This is a genomic window from Actinomadura fibrosa (assembly GCF_900659615.1).
Taxonomy (GTDB): Bacteria; Actinomycetota; Actinomycetes; order Streptosporangiales; family Streptosporangiaceae; genus Spirillospora; species Spirillospora fibrosa.
Genome location: NZ_CAACUY010000056.1, coordinates 39,844 through 47,057 on the forward strand (window position 1 = coordinate 39,844; position 7,214 = coordinate 47,057).

Below are 7,214 nucleotides of genomic sequence, written 5' to 3' on the forward strand. Positions count from 1 at the left end.
CGCTCCCTTCAAAGAGAATGTCGCGAATAATGGACGCGCGCAATGTGACCGGTGCGCCAGAATGCCCTCACGAGATCATTTCCCCCGCCGTTCTGGCGACTATTAGAGAATTCAATCAACTCCGCTACGGCGGCCATCGCCCCCGACCCGACGCAGGTTGCGCCGACCGAGCAGCGCTAGGGCGGGCTTGAGCAGCAGCCACTCCCCCGGCCGGTAGTCCCGCGCCCGCACCAGCCGGGCCGCGAGGTCGGGGCGCTGAAGCCAGAGGTAGGCGCGCGCCTTCTCCGCGTGGAGCGAATGGGACACGACCTTGATGCGCTCCGCGTCCTCGATCAGCGGGATGACGTTGGCGACGTTCTCCCAGGTCGAGCGGCTCTCGGTCTCGACGAGCAGCGGGCCGCGATATCCGTAGCGGGTCCGTGCGTAGGACGCCATCAGGTCCGCTTCCGGCCGTCCGCCGCCCACCGGTCCTCCGCTGAGGACGAGGCGGGTCCGCGGGCCGTCGAGCGAGCGCAGTCCGGCGCGTAGGCGCCAGCGGTTCACCGCGTTGATGCGGTCGCCGCGGTTGCGGAATCCGAGCACGACGACGGCTTCCCTGGCCCCCGGACCGGATTCGGTGGAACCGAGGCGGCGGCGGGACGCGCGCCAGTGCTCCACCTCGCCCCATCCAAGGACCGCGAGAACCGCGCAGCAGAAACCCGCGGTGATCGGCTTCACGGGGGAACCTTAGTCCGGCCGGGCATCGGGCGGCGGGTGCCGGAGATCGCTTGTCTCTTATTGCCTACCTGAATAGCATGGAATTATGATCACCGGTTCGCGGTCGGGGCGTGTCGAGGTTCGGTCCGTGGCTTGGGACGATCCGGCGGCGGCGGGGTTGCGGGCGGCCATGCAGGCCGAGATGGAGGCCAGGTACGCCGACCGGGTGGCGGACGTGCTCGCGCGGGCCGCCGCGCCCGAGTCGAGGCTGCACAGCACGCTCGGCGTCGAGGCGGAGCAGGTGGCCTACGTCGGGGTCGCGTACGCCGGGGACGCCGCGGTGGGGCATGTCGCGCTGCGGTGGCTGGACGGCGATCTGGAGCTGAAGCGCATGTACGTCGCGCCCGGGCACCGGGGGTCGGGCGCCGCGCGGGTGCTGCTGGCGGCGGCGGAGGGGGCGGCCCGTTCCCTCGGCGCGTCCCGGATCATCCTGCAGACGGGCGACCGGCAGCCGGAGGCCGTCCGGCTGTACGAGCGCGAGGGCTACGCGCACATCCCGGTCTTCCCGCCGTACGAGTGGCTGGACTTCTCGGTCTGCATGGAGAAGGTCCTCTAGCGGGCGTCCGTCACGCGGCGAGGCGGTGGCGGTCCTGCGGCTCGTCCCAGTCGGCCCGGTGCGGTTCGACCTCGATGCGGGTGACGGCGGGGTCGAGGAACGGCGGGCCGAGGTGGGTGAACGCGCTGAAGTCGGTGGTCTCGCGGAAGGCGGGGAGCCGGTAGAGGTCGCGCGCGTAGGGCCACAGGTTCGGGAAGTCCACCAGGCGGCGTTCGCTGATCTTGGCGAACGGGTTGTAGGTGAGGTCGAAGCGGGCCAGCGTCACCCAGAGCCGGACGTCGGACTCGGTGATCGAGTCGCCGAACAGGAAGCGGCGGGACGCCAGGCGCTCGTCGAGCCGGTCCAGCGCGGAGATCACGCGGGCGCGCAGGACGGCGTAGTCCTCGTCGGAGGCGGCGCCGGCGACCCGGTAGTTGCCGTCGTTGAAGTTGACGTAGATGTACTCGTTGAGCTCGTCGATCTCGTCGCGCAGTTCCACGGGGTAGAGGCGGACGTCCGGGTCGCCGAACTTCTCGAACTGGGTGCCCAGGTCGATGGTGATGTCGAAGAAGTTGTTGCTCACGATCCTGCCGGTCACCCGGTCCCAGAGGACGGGGACGGACACGTGGCCGCCGTATCGGGGCTCGGTCGCCTCGTAGGCCTCGCGCAGGAACCGGAAGCCGTTGACCGGGTCGGCGCCGCGCTTCTCGCGGAACGCCCAGCCGCGCCCGTCCCGTTCGTCGTCGACGTACGAGAGGGAGACGACGTCCTGGAGGCCCTTCAGGATCCGGACGATGGCGGCGCGGTGCGCCCAGGGGCAGCGGTGGGAGACGTAGAGGTGGTAGCGGCCCGGCTCGGCGGGGTAGCCGCTCGACCCGTCGGCGGTGATGCGGCCCTGGAACGGGTAGCGGGGGCGGTTCCAGCCGCCGTTCTCCACCTTCAGCGCGGTGGCTCCGTAGACACCGTGCTTGTCGAGGTCCACCGGGTCGGCATAAACGGGGGTGCCGGTCGGCGTGGTCATCGGTTCGTCTCCAAGGCGCAAGGGGAAGGCGGAAGCGGTCTCAGCGAATCACCGCCGCGGCCTTTCAGTCAACTATCCCTACCTATTTAGCAGGGAGTGGTCGTGCGGCCCTAGGGGTTCAGGGGGAAATGACAGGGGAACGCGCGGCGGTGCTCCACCGGACGATGGGAATCATGAAAGCCCTGGTCCTTTCGGGTGGGTCCGGAACACGGCTGCGCCCCATCACGCACACGTCCGCGAAACAGCTGGTGCCCGTCGGGAACAAGCCGGTGCTCTTCTACGGGCTGGAGGCGATCGCCGACGCGGGCATCACCGAGGTCGGCATCGTGGTCGGCGAGACCGCCGCGGAGATCGAGGCGGCCGTCGGCGACGGGTCGCGGTTCGGGCTGCGCGTCACCTACCTCCGGCAGGAGGCGCCGCTCGGGCTCGCGCACGGCGTCCTCATCGCGCGGGACTTCCTCGGCGACGAGGACTTCCTGCTCTTCCTCGGCGACAACTTCATCGTCGGCGGCATCACCGGCGTCGTGGACGGCTTCCGCGCGGACCCGTCCGACGCGCGGCTGCTGCTCACCGAGGTGCCGGACCCGACCCGCTTCGGCGTCGCGGAGCTGGACGCGGACGGGCGGATCATCGGCATCGAGGAGAAGCCGAGCCGCCCGAAGAGCGACCTGGCCCTGGTCGGGGTGTACCTCTTCGGCCCGGCGGTGCACCGGGCGGTCCGCGCGATCGCGCCGTCGCCGCGGGGCGAGCTGGAGATCAGCGACGCCATCCAGTGGCTGCTGGACGAGGGCCTGGACGTCCGGTCGACGACGATCACGGGGTACTGGAAGGACACCGGCGACGTCGACGACATGCTGGAGGCCAACCGCACCGTGCTGGAGGGCCTGGAGCACCGGGTCGAGGGCGACGTGGACGCCGACACCGAGATCATCGGGCGGGTGCGGATCGCGGCCGGCGCGATCGTCAAGGGGTCGCGCATCGTGGGCCCGGCGATCATCGGCGCGGACGCGCGGATCGCCGGCTCCTACATCGGCCCGTTCACCTCCATCGCCGACGGGGTCCGCGTCGAGGACAGCGAGATCGAGTACTCGATCGTGCTCGACGGCTCGTCCATCCAGGGCGTGCGGCCCATCGAGGCGTCCCTGGTCGGACGGGCCGTCGAGGTCACCCCGGCCTCGCGGACCCGCGCGGCGCACCGGCTCGTCCTCGGCGACTACAGCAGGGTCCGGATCTCATGACGCGGATCCTCGTCACGGGCGGCGCGGGGTTCATCGGCTCGCACTACGTCCGCAGGCTCCTCGGTCCCGAGGGGCCCGGGGACGCGGCGGTCACCGTGCTGGACGCGCTCACCTACGCGGGCAACCGGGCGAACCTGGCCGCGGTCGAGGACCATCCGGGCTTCCGGTTCGTCCACGGCGACATCTGCGACGCCGCGCTCGTCGGCGAGCTGGTCGCCGCGCACGACCAGGTGGTGCACTTCGCCGCGGAGTCGCACGTGGACCGCTCGATCGAGGCGGCGGGGGACTTCGTCCGCACCAACGTCCTCGGGACGGGCACGCTGCTGGACGCGGCGCTCCGCTCGGGCCTGGGCACGTTCGTCCACGTGTCCACCGACGAGGTGTACGGGTCGGTGGAGGAGGGGTTCTCACCGGAGACGGCGCCGCTGAGCCCGAACTCCCCCTACGCGGCGTCCAAGGCCGCCGCGGACCTGCTCGCGCTGTCCTACCACCGCACGCACGGCCTGGACGTGCGGGTGACGCGCTGCTCCAACAACTACGGGCCGTACCACCACCCGGAGAAGGTCATCCCGCTGTTCGTGACGCGGCTGCTGGAGGGGCGGCGCGTCCCGCTGTACGGCGACGGGCTGAACGTGCGGGACTGGCTGCACGTGGACGACCACGTGCGCGCCGTCGAGCTGGTGCGCGTCAAGGGCGCGCCCGGCGAGGTCTACAACATCGGCGGCGGGACGCAGCTGACGAACCGGGAGCTGACCGGGCTGCTCCTCGCGGCGACCGGCGCCGGCTGGGACCGGGTCGAGCACGTGCCCGACCGCAAGGGCCACGACCGGCGCTACGCCGTCGACGACGGCAAGATCCGCGCCGAGCTGGGGTTCGAGGCGAGGACCGGCTTCGCCGCCGGCCTCGCCTCGACCGTCACCTGGTACCGCGAGAACCGCCACTGGTGGAAGCCGCTGGTGTGACCGGGCCGTCCGGCCCGGCCGGGTCCAGCGCGCGGCGCCGCACCCGGTCGACCAGGCGGGCCTGGTCGACCAGGGACCGGCCCTCCAGGACGGACGGGACGCCGTCGCGGACCCGCGCGACGAAGGCCGCGGCGGCGGAGGCGAAGTGGTCCTCGGCGGGGAGGGTCAGCTCCTCGACGCGGTCCTGGTGCTCGATCCGGATGACCGCGCGGTGCGCCGCCGACGGCGTGTAGGCCCAGGTCAGCTCGATGCGCCCGGTGCTGCCCCACAGCGCGTACCGCGACCGGTACGCGCGCTCGGCGCCCCAGGTCAGGTGGGCGGTCACGCCGCCCGGCGCGACGAGCAGCGCCCCGCCGGACACGTCCACGCCCCGGGCCTCGTCGACGTGCGCGTAGACGCCGCGGATCTCCAGGTCGGCTCCGAGGTAGAGCAGCGCGGTCCGCAGCGGGTAGACGCCGACCTCGGTCAGCACCCCTCCCCCGAGGTCGGACCGGTAGATGTTGCGGCCGTCCGCCATCGGCGGGAACGCGAACTCGGCGGTGAGCGTGCGCAGCTCCCCGATGGCGCCCCGGGCCAGCAGGGCGCGGACCTCGGCGTGCTGGGAGTGGCACAGGAACATGAAGTTCTCCAGCAGCGCCAGCCCGCGCGACTCGGCGAGCGCGACCAGCGCCTCGGTCTCCTCCGCGGACGCCGTCAGCGGCTTCTCCGCCAGCACGTGACGGCCGGACCGCAGCGCCCGCCCGATCCACTCGGCGTGCAGGTGCACGGGCAGCGGCAGGTACACCGCGTCGACGTCCGGGCGCTCCAGCAGCGCCTCGTAGCCGGTCACGGGCTCGGCGCCGAACCGGCCGGCGAAGCGCCGGGCCTTGGCCGGGTCGCGGCTGGCGATCGCCGTCAGCCGGACGTCCGGGTGGGCGGCCAGCGCCGGCAGCGCGCGCCGCCAGGCGATGTCCGCACAGCCGATGACGCCGATTCTCAGTGGTCCGGAATTCACGGCCGCGGCCTCCATTCACGGAAGGGTCGAATCACGACGAGACTAGGCGCGGGGTACGGGTCGCATTCCCCCTGACGTGGGCTTCCTCCGCCCCGGAGGGTCCCCCTACGCGTCCCCTGAACATCGTCGCGCGGCACCGCGGAAAGCCCCGCGGCTGCATTCTGGAAACTCCCGTACCGACCATTCGAGGAGGACCGATGTCGGGGATTCTCGCGGCGCTGACGACCGACCACCGGAGGGCCGTGCGGATCGCCGAGTCGGCGCAGGCGGCCGAGGGCGTCCTGACGCTGGAGCGGTTCCGCGCGTGGTTCGCCGAGCGCCGCCGCGAGGACGCCTCCCGGGTGGAGCGGATCCCGCTGGACGAGCTGGACCGCTGGCGCACCGATCCCGCCACCGGCGACATCGCCCACGAGAGCGGCCGGTTCTTCGCGGTGACGGGCCTGTCCGCCGAGGTCGCCGGAGCGGCGGTGCCCGCCTGGACGCAGCCGATCCTGCTGCAACCGGAGATCGGCATCCTCGGCATCCTCGCCAAGGAGATCGACGGGGTGCTGCACTTCCTCATGCAGGCCAAGAACGAGCCCGGCAACCCCGACGGCGTGGAGATCTCCCCCACCGTGCAGGCGACGCGGAGCAACTACACGCGCGTCCACCGGGGCGCCCCGGTCCCCTACCTCGACTACTTCCGCGACACCCGCCGGCACCACGTGATCGCGGACGTGCTCCAGTCGGAGCAGGGGTCGTGGTTCTTCCAGAAGCGCAACCGCAACATCATCGTCGAGACGACGGACGAGGTGGAGCCGCTGGAGGGCTTCGCCTGGCTCACCCTCGGCCAGCTCCACCGGCTGCTGGCGGGCGACACGGTGGTCAACATGGACGCGCGGACGGTGCTGTCGTGCCTGCCGTTCTCGGGGGTGGGGCTGTCGTCGTCCCACGCGTTCCCCGGGCAGGAGTTCCGGCAGTCCGTGCTGCGCTCGTACAGCGAGGAGTTCGCGGGGCTGCACGACATCGGCGGCATCCTGAGCTGGATTACCGAGACGCGCAGCAGGCACGAGGTCGCGGCGCGGCGCGTCCCGCTGCGCGACGCCGAGCTCTGGCACCGCAGGGACGGGACGATCGAGCACGAGTCCGGGCTGTTCTTCCGGGTGATCGGGGTGCGCGTGGAGAGCGGGCACCGCGAGGTGTCGCGCTGGGACCAGCCGCTGGTGGAGCCGATCGGGGTCGGCGTCAACGCGTTCCTGGTCAAGCGGGTGGACGGGGTGCTGCACGCGCTCGTGCACGCCGGGGTCCAGCCCGGTTTCCGCGACGTCCTGGAGCTCGGCCCGACCGTGCGCTGCACGCCGGGCAACTACGCCTGGCTGCCCGCGGCGGCCCGGCCTCCGTTCCTGGACGAGGTGCTGTCCGCGCCGCCCGAGCGGATCCGGTTCGCGAGCGTCCTGTCGGAGGAGGGCGGCCGGTTCCGCGACGCCCGCAACCGCTACATGATCATCGAGACGGACGCCGGGCACGCGCCCGACCCGGGGCCCGACTACCGGTGGCTGACGCTGCACCAGCTCGTCGGGCTGCTGCGGCACAGCCACTACGTCAGCGTGGAGGCGCGCAGCCTGGTCGCCTGCCTGCACAGCCTCGGCGGCCTCCTCGGGATCGCCCATGGTGCGGTTGGCGACCGCCCACATCCGGCTGCGGTGGCGCTTGACCAACTCGGCGAAGG

General features: G+C 72.0%; 6 protein-coding genes and 2 pseudogenes. 4 read left to right on the forward strand and 4 right to left on the reverse strand.

Annotated features, from left to right (window positions below; all coding sequences use genetic code 11):
- Window positions 1-111 precede the first annotated feature (111 nt).
- Entirely contained in the window at window positions 112-717 is a 606-nt protein-coding gene (locus tag E1300_RS20635) for a YdcF family protein (protein ID WP_131758660.1), read from the reverse strand.
- Window positions 718-844: 127 nt separating this feature from the next.
- Between E1300_RS20635 and E1300_RS20640 the strand changes: the two genes are divergently transcribed.
- Window positions 845-1,312, forward strand: coding sequence for a GNAT family N-acetyltransferase (locus tag E1300_RS20640; protein WP_242619276.1), 468 nt, complete (start codon window positions 845-847; stop codon window positions 1,310-1,312).
- 10 nt (window positions 1,313-1,322) lie between these two features.
- On the opposite strand, the gene E1300_RS20645 is transcribed toward E1300_RS20640, so the two are convergent.
- Complete coding sequence (locus E1300_RS20645; RefSeq protein ID WP_131758662.1) at window positions 1,323-2,312, reverse strand: glutathione S-transferase C-terminal domain-containing protein; 990 nt, start codon at window positions 2,310-2,312, stop codon at window positions 1,323-1,325.
- A gap of 173 nt (window positions 2,313-2,485) precedes the next feature.
- On the opposite strand from E1300_RS20645, the gene E1300_RS20650 reads away from it, so the two are divergent.
- Both E1300_RS20650 and rfbB read left to right on the forward strand, forming a co-directional pair.
- Window positions 2,486-3,550, forward strand: a complete 1,065-nt coding sequence (locus E1300_RS20650) for a glucose-1-phosphate thymidylyltransferase (RefSeq protein WP_131758663.1) — start codon at window positions 2,486-2,488, stop codon at window positions 3,548-3,550.
- Complete coding sequence (gene rfbB, locus E1300_RS20655) at window positions 3,547-4,512, forward strand: dTDP-glucose 4,6-dehydratase (protein WP_131758664.1); 966 nt, start codon at window positions 3,547-3,549, stop codon at window positions 4,510-4,512. The genes E1300_RS20650 and rfbB overlap by 4 nt, the downstream gene beginning before the upstream one ends.
- Here the strand turns inward: rfbB and E1300_RS20660 are convergent.
- The gene (locus E1300_RS20660) at window positions 4,466-5,506 is read right to left on the reverse strand and encodes a Gfo/Idh/MocA family protein (protein ID WP_207399869.1); all 1,041 of its coding nucleotides are present in this window, start codon (window positions 5,504-5,506) and stop codon (window positions 4,466-4,468) included. The two genes, rfbB and E1300_RS20660, sit on opposite strands and share 47 nt — an antisense overlap.
- A gap of 197 nt (window positions 5,507-5,703) precedes the next feature.
- Here E1300_RS20660 and E1300_RS20665 point away from each other — a divergent pair.
- A pseudogene (locus E1300_RS20665) lies at window positions 5,704-7,062 on the forward strand (NDP-hexose 2,3-dehydratase family protein); the annotation flags it as partial.
- Window positions 7,063-7,119: 57 nt separating this feature from the next.
- Here the strand turns inward: E1300_RS20665 and E1300_RS52620 are convergent.
- Window positions 7,120-7,214 (reverse strand): annotated as a pseudogene (locus E1300_RS52620) (RNA polymerase sigma factor SigM); the annotation flags it as partial.

Excerpts from the sequence above, each read along its gene's own strand:
- E1300_RS20650 (WP_131758663.1), top strand. The coding sequence starts at position 2,486 with ATGAAAGCCCTGGTCCTTTCGGGTGGGTCCGGAACACGGCTGCGCCCC.
- rfbB (WP_131758664.1), top strand. The coding sequence starts at position 3,547 with ATGACGCGGATCCTCGTCACGGGCGGCGCGGGGTTCATCGGCTCGCAC.
- E1300_RS20645 (WP_131758662.1), bottom strand. The coding sequence starts at position 2,312 with ATGACCACGCCGACCGGCACCCCCGTTTATGCCGACCCGGTGGACCTC.